The sequence below is a fragment of the Variovorax sp. WDL1 genome (assembly GCF_001541225.1).
GTDB lineage: Bacteria > Pseudomonadota > Gammaproteobacteria > Burkholderiales > Burkholderiaceae_C > Variovorax.
Genome location: NZ_LMTS01000027.1, coordinates 78,646 through 97,076 on the forward strand (window position 1 = coordinate 78,646; position 18,431 = coordinate 97,076).

Genomic DNA, 18,431 nt, shown 5'->3' on the forward strand with positions numbered 1-18,431 from the left:
GGATTTCAGGCGCGCTTGCGCGCCGTGACCTCGATCTCGATCTTCATCCGGGGGTCGGCCAGCCCCGCCGAGATCATCATCGCCGCCGGCCTCGACTCGCCGAAGTACTTGCGCAGCACGGGCCAGCAGGCGGGAAAGTCGTCCGCCTTGGGCAGCACGTAGGTGACGCGCACCACATCCGCGAAGGAGGCGCCGGCTTCGGCCAGCGCCGCGCCGATGTTGCGAAGGCATTGCTCGGCCTGCTCCACGACGCCATCGCGAATGGTCATGGTCGCGTAGTCGAAGCCGGTGGTGCCGGAGACGAACACCCACTCGCCGTCCACCACGGCGCGGGAATAACCGATCTCCTGCTCGAAGGTCGAGCCGGAGCTGATGAGTCTGCGTGTCATGGGCTGGCTTGCGAAGTCGAAGGGAATGCGATTTTCGCCCTGGCCGCAGCGCAGCCTCACGCTTTTCTTCGGCTTCAAGGGCTTGCAGGTCTGTACTCACGCTGAGACGACGTAGCTTGCCACATGAATGTGGCCCTCACCCGGCATCGGGTTCCGATCTCACTTCTTCGACTTGCGCTGGCTGTCGAACTTTCTCCAGTACTGGAACTCGTCCTCATGGATCTCGATGTCGATTTCCGAGATCCGCGCATGAAGGCGCTCCTGAACATCGGCGACAGCCTGGTTGTAGATCAACGGCCCGATCTCCTCGACGAAGAAGCCCAGGAGCGCGCCGGCGGCGATGTTCCCGATGCGTTCTTCCATGTTCTCCTGGAAATAGCGCTCGATCGACTTGATGGCTTCCGATCGGGCTTCCTTGTTCAGTTCGATGGGCATGGTCGTGGAGTGTGTGTCCCGGCGTTCGGCGGATGGATCAGCGCGAGCCTACTCCGCCCGCCCCGGGTCCGGATACACCAGCGGCCCCCACAGCCTGCGGTCGAAAGGCTTCCACTGCCCCTCGGCCTGCGCCAGCCGGTCGGCCAGCGCATAGAGCACGGCCGGGTGTGCGCCAAGGCCCAGGTGGCTTGCGATCACCTCGATGTTCTCGGATTGCGGCCCCGCCTCCTCCAAGCTGCAGCGCCAGGCGACCACGCCGTCGCTGCGGCTGAAGATGGAGGTGGTGGGCACCGGTGGCGTGGGGCGCACGTGCTTCATGCGGCGCGGGTCCTCCGCGCTCTGGCCGCTCACGCCTTCGTAGACTCGCCACGCGTTGGTGGCGCGCGCGCTGCCGGTGAAGGGGCTGCCCAGCGTGACCACGCTGCGCACCCATTGCGGACGGCGCGCGGCAAGCAGGCGCGCATAGACGCCGCCCAGGCTCCAGCCCACCAGGCTCACCTTCCGACCGCTTTCGGCGTGCAGGGCCTCGAGCTTGGCGGTCATGCCGTCCTCGATACCCTCGCGCGGGCCGAGGTTGCGCCCCAGGCCCCAGCCGTGGGCGTCGTAGCCGCGGCCTTCGAGATAGCGCCGCAGCAGCTTGGTCGACATGTCGCTGGCCACCAGGCCCGGCAGCACCAGCACGGGATGGCCGTCGCCGCGCGGCGTGAGTTGCAGGAGCGGCCACAGGGCCAGGGCGGCGCCGGCCTCCCAGAGGGCGCGTCCTTCGGCCAGCAGCAGCAGGCGCGAAGGGGGTTTGATCGGATCACCGGCGGCAGCCATCATGAATCTCTCCTTCGTTCTGAGTCCCCACGCGCATGCGCACGGCTCCCGTGTGTGCGGGACTGTGCCGGTTATCCGAGGTATTTGCCGCGCAGGTAATCGAGGTAAGCCCTCGATTCGCGGGAAACATACGGGGAAACGAGCGTCAGCGTGTAGAAGGCCGCAAGCCCCGGGTCGGCCTGCTGCAACGCGTCTCGCCCCGGCACCAGCCGCTCGAAGGAGAGCCAGCAGGTGGTGGTGAAGACCATCTGCAGGGCCAGCATCTGGGCCTCCTCGGCCGTCGCCTCGATGACGCCCGCGGCCACGAGCGTCTCGCACAGCGATTGCGCGGCCAGCAGGTTCTGCGCGGTCAGGGCCTGCGCCCGCTGGCCCAGCGCCGGGTACTCGCCGGCCAGGAAGGCCATGTCGCGGTAGACGAAGCGGTAGGCATCGATGGCCTCGAAGCGCAGGTGCAGCGCGAGCCACAGGTCGTCGATCGCGCGAACCGAATTCGAGGAGGCGTTGAGGAGCTCCAGCCGTTCCTCGAAGCGCCGGAACAGGCGATCGACGATCAGCTGCTTGGCCTTGAAGTGGTAGTGCAGGTTGCCGGGGCTCATCTCCAGCTCGGCCGCGATGCGGTGCGTGGACACGGCGGGAAGCCCCTGCGCGTTGAACAGCGCCAGGCTGGTCTGCAGGATGCGTTCGCGCGTGTTGATGCTGGCCACGAGGCTCTGCGTTCGACCAGTGGAACTCAGCGCTTGCGCCGTCCCGATTCGATGCGCTCCAGGTGCTCGAGCAGGCGCTTCATCTGCTCGCGCAGTTCCTGGATCTCCTGGGCCGTCGGCATGCCCAGGCGCTGCAGCGCGGTGGCCACGCGCTGGTCGAACACGTCCTCGAACTTGCGGATGCCGAAGCTCTCGAGCGCGAAGCCGCGCGGCGCCGCATCGCCCTTGGGCTGGCCGATGCCGAGCAGGCTCTCGATGACGTTAGTCTGGCGCTTGACGACGTCGTCGCGCACGTTGCCCAAGGCCTTGAGGCCGGCGCGCAGCAGCCCTTGTGCGCCAGCCTTCCTGCCGTCTTGCGCCGGCCTCTTGGCGGGCGCCCGCTTCTTCGCCAGCACGGCCTTCTTGCGCGGCGCCGCCGTCTTCTTGGCAGGAGCCGTCTTCTTGGCAGGAGCCGTCTTCTTGCCGGCCGCAGCCGCTTTCTTCTTCACGCTGACAGTTTCATCGCGGCGAGGCGCCATGCGTTGCTCCAGGACAGGTCGATCGGAAAGGCGGCCGGCCGGCCATGTGCCGGCGCTCAGGCAGCCTTGCGCGCGGCGCGCGCAGGGCGACGCACGGCGGTGCGGGCCTTGGCCTTCACAGTCTTGACCGCCGCTGCTTCGCCGGAGGTACCCGCCACCCGGCTTTCGATCTGCTTGGCGCCGGCGGCGATGCGGTCCGCAATCTGCACCGAGACGGCGGCAACCGGCTGGTGCAGGTTGCCCAGGGCCTGCAGCACCGAGTTGCCGAGCGGCGATTCGATGCGGCCGGCGGCGTTGGCGACCGACTCGATGCCGCCGGTGGTGGTTCCGGCGATGCGGTCCATCACGGCCACGACCCGTCCAGTGTCGACGTCGAGGCGGTTGGCCAGGAAGCCGTTGACCTTCTCCTGCGCGCCGACGAGGCGGGCCTTGAGCGTTTCGCTCACCAGCGGCAGCTGCCGGGCATCGAGGAATCCGCTGGTGCGCGAGGCAGCACCGTTCAGCAGGCGATGGACGCCGGCGCGGTAGGCGCCGACCAGGGTCTTGCCGGCATCGTTGTACTGGCCGATGACGTGGACGGCGGCGGTGGAGATGTTCTGCGTGGACATGATGATTCCTTGAAGCTGGATGGGGACACACGACAGCGGGGACCGACCCCGCCATCGCACGCGCCATGGTTCCGACGCGATGGCCTCATCTTCTTCGCAAAGCCCTAGGCCTGAAAAACTAGAAGCGTCGGATAGTTAGGCCAACTGCCCCAACTTCCTCAAGATTTGACGAGCAGGCCGGCCGGCCCGGCCTCCATGCGCCCGATCACGCGGGCGGCCTCGAAGCCCTGTTCGTGGAACAGCGCCAGCACCTGCGGCACGCTGTCAGGCGCGCAGCTCACCAGCAGCCCGCCCGAGGTCTGCGGGTCGCTCAGCAGGTCCTGCGCCACCGGCGGAAGCGCGTCATCGAGCCGCACCTCGGCGCCATAACCGGCCCAATTGCGGCCCGAGGCGCCGGTGACGAAGCCCTCGGCCGCCATCTCGGCGACACGGGGCAGCAGCGGCACCTGCGGCCAGTCGATCACCGCCTGCAGCCCCGCGCCGCGCGCCATCTCCAGCGTGTGGCCGGCCAGGCCGAAGCCCGTCACATCGGTCAGCGCATGCACGCCCTCGAGCGCGGCCAACGCGATGCCGGGTTTGTTGAGACGCGTGGTGTTGGCGACCAGCTGCGCATAGCCTTCGGCGTCCAGCTTCTCCTTCTTGAGCGCGGCCGACAGCACGCCCACGCCCAGCGGCTTGCCGAGCACCAGCACGTCGCCGGCCCTCGCATCGGCATTGCGCTTGAGACGTTTCGGGTGCACCAGACCCATGACCACCAGACCGTAGATTGGCTCGACCGAGTCGATGGTGTGGCCGCCCGCGATCGGGATCCCGGCTTCGCGGCACACCGCCTGGCCGCCGCGTACCACCGCGCCGATCACCTCGAGCGGCAACTGGTTGACCGGCATCGCGACCAGCGCCAGGGCCATGATGGGCGTGCCGCCCATGGCGTAGACATCGCTGATGGCATTGGTGGCGGCGATGCGGCCGAAGTCGAAGGGGTCGTCGACGATCGGCATGAAGAAGTCGGTGGTGGCGATGAGCGCCTGCTCCTCGTTGAGCTGGTAGACCGCGGCGTCGTCGGCGGTCTCGATGCCCACCAGCAGCTCGGGGGGGATGATGCCGCTGCCGCTGTTTCGCAGGATCTCCGACAGCACGCCCGGCGCGATCTTGCAGCCGCAGCCGCCGCCGTGGGAGAAGCTGGTGAGACGGATGGCCGGGGCGGTGATTCGATCGTTCATGGTGTCTCACTTTCGAGGTTGGCCGATTATGGTGGCGCGAGCAGATCGCGCAGCAGGCGCCGCACGCATTCACGTTCGGCCTCCGGGGTGAAAAGCGGCTCGCGCAGTGCGCACTGCGCCGCCAGCCTGGTCGCAAAGGCGGGCTCGGCCGCGAAACGCTGCATCAGCACCGCCAGCGCCGCGGCGTCGCCGACGGGAAAGTAGCCTTCGTAGTCCGCGCCCAGCAGCCCCAGGTTGCCGCCGATGCGGCTGGCCAGCACCGGCACGTCCGAGCGCACGGCCTCGATCACCGCCTGCGCGCCGCCTTCCATCCGGCTCATGTGCACCAGCGCGCGGGCACGCGCAATCCAGCGCCGCGCGGCCTCGCGCGGCAGGCCGCCGAGCCAGCGGTAGTGCGGGCATTCGGCCATGGTGCGGCGCGCCGCCTCGCCCAACTCGGGCGCCAGCGCCTCGCCGATATGCACGATGCGGATCGGCGTGTCGGCGGGCAGGCGGCGCGCCGCAGCCATCAGGGTGAGCGGATCCTTCTCCTCGCGCAGGTGGCCGACGGCGACCAGGTCCACGCTTCGCGATGCGGCGCGGCGGCGCAGGCGGCTCGCCGACTGGAGGATGACCCGGCTCTTCGCACGCTCGGCCGCACCGAGGCGATCGAGGGCATCTGGCTGCAGCACCACCAGTTGGCTGGCACACTGGAGCGAATGCCGAGCAGTCTCGTTCTCTTCGATGTCGCGGTACACGTCGGTGCCGGTCAGGACCAGCGCGATCGGGCAGGCCGGCCGCGCCGCGCTCAGCTGCGCAATCGCCTCGGCGGAGCGGCGGGCATGCAGGGCGATCATCGCGTCGCAGGCCGCGCCGTCCCAGCCGCGCGCAATCTGGACCTCGGCCACGCCCGAGAGAAACCGGCCCCAGCGCGAAGCGGTGCGCCAGTTGCCGTTGTTCGCATCCGCCAGCGCGGGCGAGACGATCAGGACCCGCGGCTTCTTGTTCATCGGCCCATTCTGGCAGGGCAGCATCGGCATGGCTGAGGCGCGCACGCTCGCCGGCGAAGCGCTCGCAGCCGCGCTGCGCGACTGCCGTGCCCGCACGCGGGCCTGGACCTTCGACCTGAGCGACGCGCAATGGCGGGTGCCGCGCCAGGCCGGCGTGAACCTCGTCGCCTGGGAGCTGTCGCACCTCGCCTGGTTCGGCGAGTTCTGGGTGCTGCGCGGCCCGCACGCTGTCGACGCGCATGGCCGTGTGCAGGCCAGCGCGCCGGCACGGATCGCCGGCCCCGACGCGCTGTTCGACTCGTCCCGGCTGGCCCACATCGCGCGCTGGTCCGTGGCTCTTCCGGCGCGCGATGAGATCGACGCACGGCTCGACGCCCAGCTCGATGCCTGCCTGGCCGCGCTCGCACAATGCGAGGACAGCAACGAAGCCCTGTATTTCCATCGCCTGACGCTGTTCCACGAGGATATGCACGACGAGGCCTTCGCCTGGCTGCGCGCAACGCTCGGCTACCCCGCGCCCGACGGGCTGGCTGCGCTGCCGCGGCTTGCCGTGGCGCCCGCCATCGGCGTGCCCGCCGCGCAGGCCCGCATCGGCTGGCCGGCGGCGCGCGGCGGCTTCACCTTCGACAACGAGGTCGGCGAACACCCAGTCGGCCTGGCCGGCTACGAGATCGACGCCACGCAGGTCTCGGCAGGCCACTACCTGCGCTTCGTGGAGTCCGGCGGCTATGACAATGCGACCTTCTGGCCGGGCGAAGCCGGACGGTGGCGCGCGACGCAGCCACGCGATCACCCCGCGCGCTGGCGCCGCGTGGCGCAGCAATGGGAGGCGCGCTGGTTCGACCGTTGGCTGCCCCTCGACCCCGAGCAGCCCATGATCCATCTCAGCGCCTGGGAAGCCGAAGCCTATGCGCGCTGGGCCGGTCGCCGCCTGCCCACGGCCGCCGAATGGGAGCATGCGGCCGCCACGCAGCCCGCCTTCGCCTGGGGCCGCAGCGTGTGGGAATGGACCGCCAGCACCTTCACGCCCTACCCCGGCTTCGCGCCGGGCCCGTATCGCGACTACTCGGCTCCCTGGTTCGGCGACCACCGGGAACTGCGTGGCGGCGCCTTCGCCACGCACGCGCGGCTGCACGGCCTGCACTATCGCAACTTCTTCCAGCCCGGCCGCAACGATGTGTTCGCCGGCTTCAGGACCGCGGCTCCTTAAACTGCGGATCTCTTCCCCTCGGCAACCCCCCATCATGAAACGACAGTTCCTCCAGACCGCCCTCTTCTGCCTGCTCGGCCTGGCCTCCGGCCTGCCGGTCCATGCGCAGACCGCCACCACGCTGCGCGTCTCGGCCATCCCCGACGAGGCGCCTACCGAGCTGCAGCGCAAGTTCAAGCCGCTGGGCGAGTACCTGAAGAAGGAGACCGGGCTCGACGTGCAGTTCACGCCGGTCACCGACTACGCGGCCGTGGTCGAGGGCCTGGCCGGCAACAAGATCGACCTGGCCTGGCTCGGGGGCTTTACCTTCGTGCAGGCCAGGCTGCGCACCAACGGCGCGGCCGTGCCGATCGTGCAGCGCGCCGAGGACGAGAAGTTCACCAGCAAGTTCATCGTGCCGGCCGACAGCAAGGCGAAGACGCTGACGGACCTGCGGGGCGCCACATTCGCCTTCGGCTCGCCCTCCTCGACCTCGGGCCACCTGATGCCGCGCCATGTCCTGCTGCAGGCCGGCATCAACCCCGAGAAGGACTTCAAGACCGTCGCTTTCTCGGGTGCGCACGATGCGACGGTGGCCTTCGTGGCCTCGGGCCGGGCCGAGGCCGGCGTACTGAACGCCTCGGTCATGGACAAGCTCGTCGAGTCAGCGAACCCCAACGCCGCCAAGGTGCGCGTGCTGGCGACCACCGCCCCCTACTACGACTACAACTGGACCGTGCGCCCGGGCCTCGACGCCGCGACCACGAAGAAGCTGACCGACGCCTTCCTCAAGCTGGACCCGGCGAATCCGGCGCACAAGGAAGTCCTGGAGCTGCAGCGCGCCTCGAAGTTCATTCCGACCCAGGCCTCGAACTACGACGGCATCGAGGCGGCGGCGCGCTCGGCCGGTCTCATCAAGTAGGCGGGCCGCGCCGTTGACCGCAAGAGCCGCGCTGGCGCTGGAGGATGTCGGCCTGGTCCATGCCAACGGCCAGCGCGCGCTGCACGCAGTGACGCTGCGGGTGGCGCCGGGTGCACGCGTGGCCATCATCGGCCCCTCGGGGGCCGGCAAGACGAGCCTGCTGCGCATCGCCGCCACCGCGCTGCGCGCCAGCGAAGGGCGCGTCGAGGTGCTGGGCGCGCGGCCCTGGCAGTTGCGCGCCCGGCCGCTGAAGGCGTTGCGCGCGCGCATCGGGCTGATCCACCAGGCGCCGCCGATCCCGCCGCGGCTGCGCGTGGTCACGGCGGTGCTGGCCGGGCGGCTCGGCGCCTGGTCGGGCGCGCACGCCCTGGCCTCGTTGCTGGTGCCGGCCGACATCGCCGGCGCGCAGGCCGTGCTGGCCCGGCTGGACCTGGCGGACCGGCTGTTCGACCGCTGCGACCGGCTCTCGGGCGGCCAGCTGCAGCGCGTGGGCATGGCCCGCGTGCTCTACCAGGCGCCCGAACTGCTGCTGGCCGACGAGCCGGTGTCTGCGCTCGACCCTGCGCTGGCCGACCTCGCGGTGGGCGAGCTGATTGCTCAGAGCCAGTCCAGCGGGGCGACCGTGGTCGCCTCCCTGCACGCGGTGGACCTGGCGCTGAAGTGGTTCGACCGCATCGTCGGGCTGCGTGCGGGCGTGGTGGTCTTCGATGCGCCGGCCGCCGCGGTCAGCCGCACGATGCTGCAGGAGCTCTATGCGACCGAGGGCGGCGCGCTGCCGACCCAGGCGCCGGACTTCGTGCTCGAAGAGCGTCGCGCGCCTGTGCTGCCGGTCGCCTGCCGATGAACGCGCTGCAGCACCCGCCGCCCTTGCGCGACCCACTCGCGCGCCACCGGCTGGGCGCGCTGCTGCTCGCGCTGGTGGTGCTGTGGCCGATGCTGGTGATCGCGGAGTTCAAGCCCCAGGCGCTGCTGGCGCCCGGCAGCCTGCGCGTGATGGGCGGCTTCCTGGCGGGCTTCCTGCCGCCCGTCCTGACCGCGGATTTTCTCGGCCTGCTGGCGCGCGCGACGCTGGAAACCCTTGCGATGGCAACCGCCGGCGTCGCACTCGCCTTCGTGCTCGCGGTGCCGCTGGCCTTCGTGGTGACGCGCTCGCTGTCGATCTCGCGCATCGGCCCCGGTCCCGGGCGCTGGCGCGGCGCGGCGATCCGGACGGCAGCGCGCGGCCTGCTCACCGTGCTGCGCGCGATCCCCGAACTGGTGTGGGCGCTGCTGCTGGTGCGGGCCTTCGGCCTGGGCCCGGCAGCGGGGGTGCTGGCGCTGGCGATCACCTATGGCGGCATGCTCGGCAAGGTCTACGCGGAGATCCTCGAATCGGGCGACACGCGGCCCGCGCGCGCATTGCTCGAGGCCGGCAGCGGGCGCATCGCAGCGCTCTTCTATGGCCTGCTGCCGGGCGCCGCGCAGGAGCTGGCTTCCTACACCGTCTACCGCTGGGAATGCGCGGTGCGCGCCTCCGTGGTGATGGGCTTCGTCGGCGCCGGCGGGCTGGGCCAGCTGATGGACCAGTCGATGAAGATGCTCAACGGCGGCGAGGCCTGCAGCATCCTGATCGTGTTCCTGCTGCTGGTGCTGATGGCCGATGCCTTGAGCGCGGCGCTGCGGAAGTGGCTGGCATGAGCCGCACGGCCGCTCCGAAGGCGAAGGTACTCCAGTGAATTCGATGCGCCCCACGGCCACCGAACGCGCCCGCGCCGCCGGACCCTGCCTTGGCTGCATCCTGGCCACGGGTGCGATCCTGGTCGCGGTGATCGCCAGCTTCCTCTACCTCGGCATCGACTTCCGCGCGCTGGTGGCACGCGAGTCGCTGGCCTCGATGGCGAAGTTCGTGGCCGAGTTCTTTCCGCCCGACCTGTCGCCGGCGTTCCTTACCAGGACCGCCTGGGGCGCACTGCAGACGCTGGCGGTTTCGGCCGTCGGCACGCTGCTCGCAATGCTGGGCGGCGCCGCGTTGGCACTGCCCGCCTCGGGCCGCTTCGGTCCGGCGCTGCGCCAGGCCTCGCGCTTCGTACTGAACCTCCTGCGCAGCGTGCCCGAGCTGGTGTGGGCCGCGCTGATGGTGCTGGCGGCAGGGCTCGGGCCCTTCGCCGGGGTGCTGGCGCTGGCACTGCACACCACCGGCGTGTTCGGCCGCCTGTTCGGCGAGACGCTCGAGAACGTGCCGCCCACGCCCGAGCGCGCGCTGCGCGACGCCGGCAGCGGCGCAGTTGCGGCCTTCGCCTACGGCAGCTTGCCGCTCGCATGGCCCCAATGGCTGGCCTATGCGCTGTACCGTTGGGAGATGAACATCCGCATGGCCGCCGTGCTCGGCTTCGTCGGCGCCGGCGGGCTCGGGCAGATGCTGTACTTTCATCTCTCGCTGTTCCAGCAGGCGCAGTCGGCGACGGTGATCGGCGCCATGTTCGTGCTGGTCTTCGTCGTGGACACTGCGAGCGGCCGGCTTCGGCGCGGGCTGGCACCCGCGCACGCCTGAGAAGAACCTCCCGGAGATTCGCCCATGAGCACCTTCACCACGGTCGAACTGATCGGCGCTCCCACCGACATCGGCGCCAGCGTACGCGGCGCCGGCATGGGGCCGGATGCGCTGCGGGTGGCGGACATCGCCGGCACCCTTTCGCGCCTGGGCTACGAGATCGTGGACCGGGGCAACCTGGCCGGGCCCGCGACCCCCTGGGCCGACCCGGCCAACGGGCTGCGGCACCTGGACGAAGTGGTGAGCTGGAACCGCGCGGTCTACGATGCCGTCGACCGCGCCCTTGGCGCCGGCCACCTGCCGCTGCTGATGGGCGGCGACCACTGCCTCGCGATCGGCTCGGTCAGCGCCATCGCCTGGCATGCGCGCCGGCGCGGCAAGAAGCTGCGCGTGCTGTGGCTGGATGCGCATTCCGACGTCAACACCGAGCGCACCAGCCCCAGCGGCAACATCCACGGCATGCCGGTCGCCTGCCTGCTCGGCCACGGGCCGCAGGCGCTGAGCGGCTGGAGCGGCGAGGCCGCGGCGCTGGAGCACGATTCGATCCGCTTCATCGGTATCCGCAGCGTCGACGCGGAGGAGAAGGCGGCAATCCGCGCGCTCAGCCTGAACGTCTTCGACATGCGCCACATCGACGAACACGGCATGCGCACCACCATGACAGAGGCGCTGCAGGACATCGACGAGGAGACCCACCTGCACGTGAGCTTCGACCTCGACTGCCTGGACCCCGACTACGCGCCAGGGGTGGGCACCGGCGTGCGCGGCGGCCCGACCTGGCGCGAGATGCAGCTGTGCATGGAGATGATTGCCGACACCGGACGGCTCGCCTCGCTCGACGTCACCGAGCTCAATCCCGCTCTGGATGTGCGCAACCGCACGGCGGAAGTGGCGGTGGAGCTGATCGAGAGCCTGTTCGGCAAGTCGACGCTGGTGCGCTGAAGCGTGTCGTCAGACGAGGCGCGCGAACACGCTGGGGAACACGCGCACCGAGAGGCCCAGGCTGCGCCGCACGGCCACGTCCTCCAGCCTCGCCCACTCGGTGGACGAGACCAGTGGCTGGCCGGTCTCCGGCAGCGTGCCGGCATTGCTTTCTTCCAGGGAGCGGGCCCACTCTTCAAAAGTGCGCTTTTGATGGCTGGAGGACATCAAGGGGAATCTCCATCGACAAAAACAAGATGGGCGAAGCGTACCGGCCACCCTTGCGGAACGGCAGTGAATAAATTCACCGAAGAAAACAAAACACTGCGCGTGACAACTCGCTCTCGCGCAAGCTTAGAACCTTTGGTTTCTTTTTACTGGTTGATGAGGTTGAGGATGTTGCCGTCGGGGTCCTTGAACCACGCGACCTTCATCTCGCCCATGACGTGAATGTCGCCTTCGAGCCGCGTCTCAGGCATGTCGTAGCGCTCGAAGCGCACGCCCTTGGCCTTGAGCGCGCTGACCAGTGCCTCGATCTCGTCGCCGACGGCCCAGGTGACCGCGGTCGCCTGATTGGTGCCGGCGTACTGCGAGCGGTAGACGTTGAGCGTCGAGACACCGCTCTGGAAGACGATCAAGTCATCGCCCTCGGCCTCGACCGGCACGAGCCCCAATATCTCCTCGTAGAACTGCTTCGCCCGGTCGAGGTCCTTGACCGCGAGGTTCGCGACCGCTTCCTTGTTTCCCAGCATGGCCTTGCTCCTTCAGAGAGGGTTGACGTCGAAACCAGTCGGAACACCGTCGCACAGCAGCCGCGTGAAATCAATCGGCGGAAGCGACGTGCAGGCCGACACCGTAAAACGCGCCGAACCGTGAACTTTTCAGCGGCGAGAATTAATCACATCGTCTTACATTCTTAAGTACTCATTTGAAGCATTTGACCGAGGAGCGAGAACAATGGATGTGAGAAAGATCGGGTTGCTGGTGGAACAACCCTTCGATGGTTCCTATTACTGGGTGATCCACGAGGACGTGCGCCACGACGGCCGCTTCGAGGCGATGCAGCGCGCCGAGCGCCCCTTCGCGACCTATGCCGCCGCGCTCGCGCAGGGCTACGGCGTGATGCAGCGCCTCTGCGGCCTGACCGGCCTGCCGGCCTGCGCGGCGCGTTCGGTCTCGATCTGATCCTGATCGTCAGCCCCGCGAGGGCGACAGCGGTACCGGACGCAGCGGCGAATCGGTGCTCGGCGCCGGCATCGCGGGCGGTGCGACCGGGGTGCTCTGCACCGCCTCGGGCACGAGGAAGCGGTCGATCAGGGCGAAGAAGCGATCGTAGAAGCGCTCGTCGGTCAGCGTCTCGCTGGCCACCTTGACCAGCGCGTCATCGCTCGATGAAAAAGGCAGCGACAGCGAGCCCAGCGCGCCGACGCCCACGCTGGCCGAGTTGTTGACCTTCTTGAGGCTGTAGCGGTCCTGCAGCGCGCTGGCGAAGGCGATGGTGCTCGCGCCGCCGCTGTCGCGCGCGCAGACCACGCGCAGTTCGACCTCCACATGGACCTCGCTGGCAGGCTGGAAGCTCTTGCGGCCTGCCACCAGGTCGGCGTTGGCAGCCGTCACGAGATAGCCCTGGCTCAGCAGCGCGCGCCGCGCGGCCTCGCAGGTCTGGGCCTGGGGCGCGCGAAAGCTGCGCGTATGGGTGGTGGTCGAATCGAATTCCTCGGGGTCGTAGGAGACCTGCCGGGGGGAAGTGATGCCGCAGCCCGCGAGAACGAGCGTGAACAGCAGCGCAAGGGCTGCGTGCGGGAAGGGAGGGCGCATGAGAAGGAAGCCAGTGCCGGGATGCGGAATGCTACCGGCTGCAGCCACGATTGGACGCCGCCGCACCCCCGGTGTTCCCCGGCCTCGATCCCGGATGCGAATCAGCCTCTCAGGCGCTCAGGGATACAGGCCGCGCTCCTGCCGCGCCATCAGAATGCGCTCGCAGGCCACGGCGAAAGTCGCTGTACGCAACGTGATCCGGTGCCTGTCGGCGGTGTCCCAGATCTGGTTGAGCGCGTTCATCATGATGCGGTCCAGCCGCTGGTTGATCTCGTCCTCGTCCCAGAAGAAGGACGAGAAGTCCTGCACCCACTCGAAGTAGCTGACCGTCACGCCGCCGGCGTTGCAGATCACGTCGGGCACGACCAGCACGCCGCGCTCGGCCAGGATGTCGTCGGCGGTGGGCACGGTCGGACCGTTGGCGCCTTCGAGCACGAGCCTGGCCTGGGTCTTCTGCGCGCGTTCGGCGGTCAGCTGGCCTTCGAGTGCCGCAGGGATGAGGATGTCGCAGGCCACGTTCCAGAAGGATTCGTTGGCGATCACGTCGCCGCCCTTGAAGCCGACCACCCCTTCGGTGCGCGCCAGCGGCAGCAGCGTCTTGAGGTCGAGCCCGTTGGCGTTGACGATGGTGCCGGTGTGGTCCTGCACCGCGACGATCTTCGCGCCGGCCTCGGCGAAGAGTTCCGCCGCCACCGAACCGACGTTGCCGAAGCCCTGCACCGCGACGCGCGCGCCGCGCAGGTCCAGGCCCAGCCGGCGCGCCGCCTCGCGGCCGGTGACGAACACGCCGCGGCCGGTCGCCTTCACCCGGCCGAGCGAGCCGCCCAGGTGCAGCGGCTTGCCGGTGACGACGCCCGTGGCGGTGCCGCCGACGTTCATCGAGTAGGTGTCCATCATCCAGGCCATCACCTGGGCGTTGGTGTTGACGTCGGGCGCGGGGATGTCCTGCTGCGGGCCGATGATGATGCCGATCTCGCTGGTGTAGCGGCGCGTCACCCGCTCGAGTTCCTTGTGCGTGAGCTTCTTCGGGTCGACGCGGATGCCGCCCTTGGCGCCGCCGTAGGGCAGGTTCACTGCAGCGGTCTTCACCGTCATCCATGCCGACAGGGCCATCACCTCTTCCAGCGTCACGTCGGGGTGGAAGCGCACACCGCCCTTGCCCGGGCCGCGCGACATGTTGTGCTGCACGCGGTAGCCTTCGAAGTGGGCGATGCTGCCGTCGTCCATCTCGATCGGCACGTCGACGATCAGCGCGCGCTTGGGGCGCTTGAGCGTCTCCACCCAGCGGGACAGCTCGCCCAGGTAGGGCACCACGCGGTCCACCTGCGAAAGGTAGGTGCCCCAGGGGCTGTTGGGGGTCGGTTGGACGTAGGACAGATCGGCACTCATGGCATTCAAGGCGTTGTTGCGAAGCCGTGCACGATAGTCGCGCCCCCGGCCCTGCGCCATGGTCTATGCGCGATGCGTTGCGCCTTATGCGCTTGCGGCAAGCAGCGCCGCGTTGCCGCCGGCGGCGGTGGTGTTGATGGTGAGCGTTTGCTCGGCGCAGAAGCGCGGCAGGTAGTGGGGTCCGCCGGCCTTCGGGCCGGTGCCGCTGAGGCCTTCGCCGCCGAAGGGCTGCACGCCGACCACCGCGCCGATGATGTTGCGGTTGACGTACACGTTGCCCACGTGGGCGCGCGCGGCCAGCGCCTGTGCGCGGCTGTCGATGCGCGTCTGGATGCCCAGCGTGAGGCCGAAGCCGAGCGCGTTGATGCGGTCGATCACCGCCTGCGGCTCGCCCGACCAGCGCACCACATGCAGCACGGGACCGAAGATCTCGCATTGCACGCGCTCGATCGAAGGCAGCTCGTAGGCATGCGGCGCGATCAGATGGGGAATGGCATCTGCCGGGGCGCTGCCGGCCACCAGCACGCGGGCTTCCGAATCCAGGCGTTCCAGGTGCCGCCGGATGCCCTCGAAGGCCTCGCGGTCGATCACCGGACCGACATCGGTCGAGAGCAGGGCCGGGTCGCCGGCGACCAGCTCGGCTGCCGCGCCCTGGAGCATGCGGATCACCTCATCGGCGATGCTGTCGTGCAGGATCAGCAGGCGCAGCGCCGAGCAGCGCTGCCCGGCCGATCGGAAGGCACTCTGGACCACGGCATCGACCACCTGCTCCGGCAGCGCGCTGGAATCGACCAGCATCGCGTTGATGCCGCCGGTCTCGGCAATCAGCGGGACGATCGGCCCGTCCTTGCCGGCCAGCGCGCGGTGGATGGTCTTCGCGACCTGGGTCGAGCCGGTGAACACCACGCCCGCGACGCCCGGGGTCGCCACCAGCGCGGCACCGACGGTCTCGCCCGGGCCGCGCAGCAACTGCAGCGCATCGGCGGGCACGCCGGCCGCGTGCAGCAGGCGGACGGCTTCCGAAGCGACGGCGGGGGTCTGCTCGGCCGGCTTGGCCAGCACCGTGTTGCCGGTCGCGAGCGCTGCCGCCACCTGGCCCGCGAAGATCGCGAGCGGGAAGTTCCAGGGGCTGATGCAGACCCAGGGGCCGCGTCCGGTCAGGCGCAGCTCGTTGCTCTCGCCGGTGGGCCCGGGCAACGTCACCGGCTGCATCACGCGCTCGGCCTCGTCGGCGTAGTAGCGCAGGAAGTCGACGGCCTCGCGCACCTCGGCCACCGCGTCGCCCCAGGTCTTGAAGGCTTCCTTGACCAGCAGCGCGCAAAAGCGCGGCAGCTGTGCCTGCAGCGTGTCGGCCGCGCGGCGCAGGATGGCGGCGCGCTGCGCGACCGGCGCCTTGCGCCAGGCGGGGTAGCTGGCCGTCGATTTCGCCACGGCCTGGGCCGCCTGCGCGGGATCGAATTCGGCGACCGCGGGCACGACGCAATCGGCATGGGCTGCCAACAGGGGCGCGCGCATCGAGGCATCGGCCAGGTCGAGGCCTCGGCTGTTGCGCCGCGCCGGCGGCGGGCCGTAGAGGTCGGCGGGCAGGGGCAGAACGGCGCGGCTGTCCAGCCACAGGGGCGAAACCAGCAGCTCGTCCAGGCCGATGCTTTCGTCGCCCAGTTGGTTGACGAAGGAGGAATTGGCACCGTTCTCCAGCAGCCGGCGTACCAGGTAGGCCAGGAGGTCCTTGTGGCGCCCCACCGGGGCGTAGATGCGCACCGGCGCGCCCGTTCGCTTCATCACCTCGCGGTAGATGCCCTCGCCCATCCCATGGAGCCGCTGAAGCTCGAAGGGCGTGCCCCCGGCCATCTGGACAATGGCCGCGATGGTGCCCGCGTTGTGCGTCGCGAATTGCGGATAGATCGCGTCGGGCGCGGCGAGCAGCGCGCGGGCGCAGGCGAGATAGCTGATGTCGCTGTGGTGCTTGTGCGTGAACACCGGGTAGTGCGGCAAGCCCATCTCCTGGGCACGCTTGATCTCGGCATCCCAGTAGGCGCCCTTCACCAGGCGGCACATCAGGCGCAGCTCGTAGCGCCGCGCGAGGACGACCAGGTGCTCGACCAGCTCGAGCGAGCGCGTCTGGTAGGCCTGTATCGCGAGGCCGAAGCCGCCCCATTGCGGCCGTTCGGCCGCCACCCGTGCGGCCAGCGCCTCGAAGACCTCCAGCGAGAGCTCGAGCCGGTCGACCTCCTCCGCGTCGATGGTGAGGTTGAGGCGCGCGTCGGCGGCAAGCTCGCAAAGCTGCCACACGCGCGGCACCAGCTCGCGCAACACGCGCTCGCGCTGCGCGTCCTCGTAGCGCGGATGGAGGGCGCTGAGCTTGATGGAAATGCCGTCGTTGTGCTCGGGCGCGCCCTCGCGGTCGGCGCGCGCGGCGATCGAGCGGATGGCGCTGTCGTAGCTGTCGAGGTAGCGCCGCGCATCGGCCTCGGTGCGCGCGCCTTCGCCCAGCATGTCGTAGCTGAAGCGCAGGGCCTGGTGTTTCTGGTGCGCCGAGCGTGCCTCGCCCATCGCCTCCTCGATGGTCTGGCCCAGCACGAACTGGCGGCCCAGCAGCTGCACCGCGCGCAAGCTGGCGGCCACGACGGTACGCGCGCCGACACGGGCCATCAGGCCGGGCTCGGCGCCGGTCTCGCCGGGCGTGGGCAGGAACTTCTTCGACAGCGCGATGGCAGAGCCGGACAGGCGCGCCAGGGTGGAGTCGGCAGCGCCCTCGAAGTCGGCGCGGCCCAACTGGTCGGCGGTCAGCGCGATGGCGGTCTCGGCATCGGGCACGCGCAGCAGCGCCTCGGCCAGGCGCATCAGCGCGAGGCCTTCGGCACTGGAGATCGGGTACTCGCGCAGGAGGCTTTCCATTGCCCAGAAATGCGGCGGATGCTCGCGCACGGCCCGCACCCACGGCGCCGCCGAGGAGGCTGCCGAAGGCCAGTCGAGCGCGCCTTTCAATGAAGCCAGGCATCGGGAAACGATCTCGGCTTCGGGCCGGTAGGGGGTGGGCAGGCGCATGGCGAAGACTCCGGTGGGCGATTTCGCAGATCGTCCGCCTTTTCCCGCCGAGTTATTCACTAAAAATTGGCCTTCGACTGGATAATTCGCCAAGCATGAACGCCGAGGCAATCAACCTGGACCGCATCGACCTCAAACTCCTGAAGATTCTTCAGGAGGACGGGCGCATCTCCAACCTGAAGCTGGCCGAGGCGGTGTCGCTCTCGCCCACCGCCGTGCTGGCACGCGTGCAGCGGCTCACGCGCGAGGGCTTCATCCAGGGCTACGAAGCGCGGCTGGACCCGCACAAGCTGGGCCGCGGCTTCACGGTCTTCGTCGAGGTGCTGCTGGACCGCACCACGGCCAATGTCTTTGACCAGTTCAAGGCCGCGGTGCAGGTGCGCGACGAGATCATGGAATGCCACATGGTGGCCGGCGGGTTCGACTACCTGCTCAAGACCCGCATGGCCGACATGGCGGCCTACCGCGAGTTCGCCGGCACGGTGCTGTGGCAGTTGCCGGGGGTGCGGGAGACGCGGACGTATGCCGTGATGGAAGAGGTCAAGAACAGCGCACGCATTCCGCTGGGCGCTTGAGCGCCGCTCAGCGCGCGCCGAAGATCGCGGTGCCGATGCGCACCAGGGTGCTGCCGGCGGCGATTGCCGCCTCGAGATCCGCCGACATGCCAAGCGACAGGGTGTCGACCTCGAGGCCTGCGCCGCGCATCTCCTCGAAGACGGCCGCGGCGCGCAGGAACAGCGCCCGCTGCGCTTCGTAATCCGGTGTCGGCTCGGGGATCGCCATCAGCCCACGCAGGCGCAAACGTGGCAAGGCCGCAACAGCACGCGCCAATTCGAGCGCATCTTCCGGGGCGACACCGGACTTGTTGGCGCCCGCATCGACATTGACCTGAAGGCAGACCTGCAGCGGCGGCAGCTCCGCCGGCCGCTGCT

22 protein-coding genes are annotated in these 18,431 nt (G+C 69.5%); 8 read left to right on the forward strand and 14 right to left on the reverse strand.

Features of this window, described 5'->3' with window-relative positions:
* Positions 1-5: 5 nt before the first annotated feature.
* From APY03_RS05400 to senB, 8 genes are all read right to left on the reverse strand, one after another.
* Positions 6-389 carry a RidA family protein gene (locus APY03_RS05400; RefSeq protein WP_068674890.1) on the reverse strand — a complete coding sequence of 128 codons (384 nt, stop codon included), beginning with the start codon at positions 387-389 and terminating at the stop codon, positions 6-8.
* Between the two features lie 159 nt (positions 390-548).
* Positions 549-824, reverse strand: a complete 276-nt coding sequence (locus tag APY03_RS05405) for a DUF2164 domain-containing protein (protein WP_068674671.1) — start codon at positions 822-824, stop codon at positions 549-551.
* A gap of 48 nt (positions 825-872) precedes the next feature.
* Positions 873-1,646, reverse strand: coding sequence for an esterase/lipase family protein (locus tag APY03_RS05410; RefSeq protein ID WP_083944173.1), 774 nt, complete (start codon positions 1,644-1,646; stop codon positions 873-875).
* A gap of 68 nt (positions 1,647-1,714) precedes the next feature.
* Positions 1,715-2,347, reverse strand: coding sequence for a TetR/AcrR family transcriptional regulator (locus APY03_RS05415; RefSeq protein ID WP_232081210.1), 633 nt, complete (start codon positions 2,345-2,347; stop codon positions 1,715-1,717).
* 26 nt (positions 2,348-2,373) lie between these two features.
* Positions 2,374-2,835 (reverse strand): phasin family protein, encoded by a 462-nt coding sequence (locus tag APY03_RS05420; protein ID WP_232081209.1) that lies wholly within the window; start codon positions 2,833-2,835, stop codon positions 2,374-2,376.
* Positions 2,836-2,921: 86 nt separating this feature from the next.
* The gene (locus tag APY03_RS05425) at positions 2,922-3,473 is read right to left on the reverse strand and encodes a hypothetical protein (protein WP_174262782.1); all 552 of its coding nucleotides are present in this window, start codon (positions 3,471-3,473) and stop codon (positions 2,922-2,924) included.
* Positions 3,474-3,631: 158 nt separating this feature from the next.
* Positions 3,632-4,693: a selenide, water dikinase SelD gene (selD, locus tag APY03_RS05430; RefSeq protein ID WP_068674686.1), complete on the reverse strand. Its 1,062-nt coding sequence runs from the start codon at positions 4,691-4,693 to the stop codon at positions 3,632-3,634.
* Positions 4,694-4,719: 26 nt separating this feature from the next.
* Entirely contained in the window at positions 4,720-5,682 is a 963-nt protein-coding gene (gene senB, locus APY03_RS05435; protein ID WP_068674895.1) for a selenoneine biosynthesis selenosugar synthase SenB, read from the reverse strand.
* On the opposite strand from senB, the gene senA reads away from it, so the two are divergent.
* From senA to rocF, 6 genes are read left to right on the forward strand one after another with little or no spacing between them, the layout of a single operon-like run.
* Positions 5,675-6,892 (forward strand): selenoneine synthase SenA, encoded by a 1,218-nt coding sequence (gene senA / locus APY03_RS05440; RefSeq protein ID WP_157103375.1) that lies wholly within the window; start codon positions 5,675-5,677, stop codon positions 6,890-6,892. The genes senB and senA overlap by 8 nt on opposite strands.
* Positions 6,893-6,926: 34 nt before the next feature.
* A complete protein-coding gene (locus APY03_RS05445; protein WP_068674690.1) occupies positions 6,927-7,793 on the forward strand; it encodes a putative selenate ABC transporter substrate-binding protein in 867 nt (288 codons plus the stop codon).
* 13 nt (positions 7,794-7,806) lie between these two features.
* On the forward strand, positions 7,807-8,637 hold the full coding sequence (locus tag APY03_RS05450; protein ID WP_083944174.1) for a phosphonate ABC transporter ATP-binding protein: 831 nt from the start codon (positions 7,807-7,809) through the stop codon (positions 8,635-8,637).
* Complete coding sequence (locus APY03_RS05455; RefSeq protein ID WP_068674692.1) at positions 8,634-9,470, forward strand: PhnE/PtxC family ABC transporter permease; 837 nt, start codon at positions 8,634-8,636, stop codon at positions 9,468-9,470. The genes APY03_RS05450 and APY03_RS05455 overlap by 4 nt, the downstream gene beginning before the upstream one ends.
* Before the next feature lie 43 nt (positions 9,471-9,513).
* A complete protein-coding gene (gene phnE / locus APY03_RS05460) occupies positions 9,514-10,323 on the forward strand; it encodes a phosphonate ABC transporter, permease protein PhnE (protein ID WP_068674899.1) in 810 nt (269 codons plus the stop codon).
* Between the two features lie 24 nt (positions 10,324-10,347).
* Positions 10,348-11,265, forward strand: coding sequence for an arginase (rocF, locus tag APY03_RS05465; RefSeq protein WP_068674694.1), 918 nt, complete (start codon positions 10,348-10,350; stop codon positions 11,263-11,265).
* A 9-nt stretch (positions 11,266-11,274) separates the two neighbouring features.
* Here rocF and APY03_RS05470 read toward each other — a convergent pair whose 3' ends face one another.
* Positions 11,275-11,472: a hypothetical protein gene (locus tag APY03_RS05470; RefSeq protein WP_068674696.1), complete on the reverse strand. Its 198-nt coding sequence runs from the start codon at positions 11,470-11,472 to the stop codon at positions 11,275-11,277.
* A 146-nt stretch (positions 11,473-11,618) separates the two neighbouring features.
* Positions 11,619-11,996: a VOC family protein gene (locus tag APY03_RS05475; RefSeq protein WP_068674697.1), complete on the reverse strand. Its 378-nt coding sequence runs from the start codon at positions 11,994-11,996 to the stop codon at positions 11,619-11,621.
* A gap of 205 nt (positions 11,997-12,201) precedes the next feature.
* Between APY03_RS05475 and APY03_RS05480 the strand changes: the two genes are divergently transcribed.
* Positions 12,202-12,429, forward strand: coding sequence for a hypothetical protein (locus tag APY03_RS05480; protein ID WP_068674699.1), 228 nt, complete (start codon positions 12,202-12,204; stop codon positions 12,427-12,429).
* Between the two features lie 9 nt (positions 12,430-12,438).
* Here the strand turns inward: APY03_RS05480 and APY03_RS05485 are convergent, their stop codons facing one another.
* The 3 genes from APY03_RS05485 to APY03_RS05495 all read right to left on the reverse strand — a co-directional run bounded on the left by APY03_RS05485 (position 12,439) and on the right by APY03_RS05495 (position 17,499).
* Positions 12,439-13,062 carry a DUF2242 domain-containing protein gene (locus APY03_RS05485; protein ID WP_068674707.1) on the reverse strand — a complete coding sequence of 208 codons (624 nt, stop codon included), beginning with the start codon at positions 13,060-13,062 and terminating at the stop codon, positions 12,439-12,441.
* A gap of 117 nt (positions 13,063-13,179) precedes the next feature.
* Complete coding sequence (locus APY03_RS05490; RefSeq protein WP_068674901.1) at positions 13,180-14,451, reverse strand: Glu/Leu/Phe/Val family dehydrogenase; 1,272 nt, start codon at positions 14,449-14,451, stop codon at positions 13,180-13,182.
* An 84-nt stretch (positions 14,452-14,535) separates the two neighbouring features.
* Positions 14,536-17,499 (reverse strand): L-glutamate gamma-semialdehyde dehydrogenase, encoded by a 2,964-nt coding sequence (locus APY03_RS05495; RefSeq protein WP_068674709.1) that lies wholly within the window; start codon positions 17,497-17,499, stop codon positions 14,536-14,538.
* 95 nt (positions 17,500-17,594) lie between these two features.
* On the opposite strand from APY03_RS05495, the gene APY03_RS05500 reads away from it, so the two are divergent.
* The gene (locus APY03_RS05500; protein ID WP_068674711.1) at positions 17,595-18,074 is read left to right on the forward strand and encodes an Lrp/AsnC ligand binding domain-containing protein; all 480 of its coding nucleotides are present in this window, start codon (positions 17,595-17,597) and stop codon (positions 18,072-18,074) included.
* A gap of 7 nt (positions 18,075-18,081) precedes the next feature.
* Here APY03_RS05500 and APY03_RS43285 read toward each other — a convergent pair.
* A partial coding sequence (locus APY03_RS43285) for a YggS family pyridoxal phosphate-dependent enzyme (protein WP_232324161.1) occupies positions 18,082-18,431 on the reverse strand: 350 nt, incomplete at its 5' end.

Coding starts and splice junctions, on each gene's coding strand:
- APY03_RS05400 (WP_068674890.1), bottom strand. CDS start 389: ATGACACGCAGACTCATCAGCTCCGGCTCGACCTTCGAGCAGGAGATC.
- APY03_RS05405 (WP_068674671.1), bottom strand. CDS start 824: ATGCCCATCGAACTGAACAAGGAAGCCCGATCGGAAGCCATCAAGTCG.
- APY03_RS05410 (WP_083944173.1), bottom strand. CDS start 1,646: ATGATGGCTGCCGCCGGTGATCCGATCAAACCCCCTTCGCGCCTGCTG.
- APY03_RS05425 (WP_174262782.1), bottom strand. CDS start 3,473: ATGTCCACGCAGAACATCTCCACCGCCGCCGTCCACGTCATCGGCCAG.
- selD (WP_068674686.1), bottom strand. CDS start 4,693: ATGAACGATCGAATCACCGCCCCGGCCATCCGTCTCACCAGCTTCTCC.
- senB (WP_068674895.1), bottom strand. CDS start 5,682: ATGAACAAGAAGCCGCGGGTCCTGATCGTCTCGCCCGCGCTGGCGGAT.
- APY03_RS05445 (WP_068674690.1), top strand. CDS start 6,927: ATGAAACGACAGTTCCTCCAGACCGCCCTCTTCTGCCTGCTCGGCCTG.
- APY03_RS05455 (WP_068674692.1), top strand. CDS start 8,634: ATGAACGCGCTGCAGCACCCGCCGCCCTTGCGCGACCCACTCGCGCGC.
- phnE (WP_068674899.1), top strand. CDS start 9,514: ATGCGCCCCACGGCCACCGAACGCGCCCGCGCCGCCGGACCCTGCCTT.
- rocF (WP_068674694.1), top strand. CDS start 10,348: ATGAGCACCTTCACCACGGTCGAACTGATCGGCGCTCCCACCGACATC.
- APY03_RS05470 (WP_068674696.1), bottom strand. CDS start 11,472: ATGTCCTCCAGCCATCAAAAGCGCACTTTTGAAGAGTGGGCCCGCTCC.
- APY03_RS05475 (WP_068674697.1), bottom strand. CDS start 11,996: ATGCTGGGAAACAAGGAAGCGGTCGCGAACCTCGCGGTCAAGGACCTC.
- APY03_RS05480 (WP_068674699.1), top strand. CDS start 12,202: ATGGATGTGAGAAAGATCGGGTTGCTGGTGGAACAACCCTTCGATGGT.
- APY03_RS05485 (WP_068674707.1), bottom strand. CDS start 13,062: ATGCGCCCTCCCTTCCCGCACGCAGCCCTTGCGCTGCTGTTCACGCTC.
- APY03_RS05490 (WP_068674901.1), bottom strand. CDS start 14,451: ATGAGTGCCGATCTGTCCTACGTCCAACCGACCCCCAACAGCCCCTGG.
- APY03_RS05495 (WP_068674709.1), bottom strand. CDS start 17,499: ATGCGCCTGCCCACCCCCTACCGGCCCGAAGCCGAGATCGTTTCCCGA.
- APY03_RS05500 (WP_068674711.1), top strand. CDS start 17,595: ATGAACGCCGAGGCAATCAACCTGGACCGCATCGACCTCAAACTCCTG.